This window comes from Clostridium sp. DSM 17811, from assembly GCF_018861905.1.
Lineage (GTDB): Bacteria > Bacillota > Clostridia > Clostridiales > Clostridiaceae > Clostridium_AD > Clostridium_AD frigoriphilum.
On sequence record NZ_JAHLDU010000080.1, the window covers coordinates 1 to 1266 of the forward strand.

The following is a 1266-nucleotide window of genomic DNA, read 5'->3' on the forward strand; positions in this document are numbered from 1 at the left end:
ATATTCTCCCATACTACCAATTTTCTGTTCTATGCTTTTTATACCAACTACCTTGCCATCATGTCCTAACATTACAGATACCAAATCTCCTGTTTTAAAAGAAGAAAGGTTAGTAATATCCATATCCTTACTGTAAGTGTAGCTCTTTTTATCTACTTCAATAGCATTTGTTGCATCATTGCTCGTAATAAACTCTGTGATATTTCCCTCTATATAATTTGAAGTGACAAGTATATATCTATTGTTACCATTTATATCAGTAACGCTATATACTACATCCCTATCCCCAATTTCTTCTTTTGTTATAATCTTACCATTCTTCATAATCTTAGTATCAGGATCAAAAGTTATATCTCCTAGTGTATCTGACTTCGTATTAAGATTTTTAGCAAGCTCTGGTTTACTGTATATAGGGTCCGTTATAACAGCGTAGTCATTTAAACCCTTATCACTATTATCAATTATTATTGACATATTAGGTACTAATATACTATTAAGATTAGCATAATCTTGTTTTTGACCATGATAATAATAACTAATACCAGATGGGAGAGTCATACTCGTCTGGGCGCCATTTTTCTCATAATAAACAACATTACCGAGTATTGTGTTCACAGTAACACTTACCGTTGCTCTAAGTTCACCATAAACCTTTGTAATTTGTCCGTCCTCTATTTTGACCCTAAATGTTGGTCCGACCTGAATCTTTTTCTTATTACTAGCTGAAATCGTCATAACACCCTTATCTGTTAGTATTTCATTATCTGCTAGATTATCATAAGAATCCGAATCATCTTGTATAATACAATCTGTATATAAATTACTGGACTGCGAAAAATCCTCTTTGGTAGTACCCTTCACCTGCGTGCTAAGTAACCTATCAAACATTACAGCTGCAGCATTAATAGAAATAGTATCAGTAGTTCTTAAATTAAGTTTATCTGTTAGCTCTAAATCAGATGCTTTTTTTATATAATTAATAGGGAAACTTCCTGTTAAATCCGATTTTGAATAACCTAAAAGGCGTACCATATTAACACAAATGTCTTGATAAGTAGCACTACTTGCTGGATGGAAATAACCATCATTTGTGCCATATAAAAGTCCCTCTCCAACAATAGCATTAACGTACCCACTAAGGACACTACCACTAGCTACATCTGGAAATATTGTTTTGCCTCGAAGACTAGCTGCACTATCACCTAACCCATCAGCTATAGCCATCGCCTTTATTAATTCACCATTAGTCATTTTTTTGTTAACATT

1 protein-coding gene is annotated in these 1266 nt (G+C 33.3%); it reads right to left on the reverse strand.

Annotated elements, in window-relative coordinates:
• Window positions 1-1251 (reverse strand): S-layer homology domain-containing protein (locus KPL44_RS25025; RefSeq protein WP_216256108.1); only part of this gene is annotated, 1251 nt, incomplete at its 3' end.
• Between the last annotated feature and the right edge of the window lie 15 nt (window positions 1252-1266).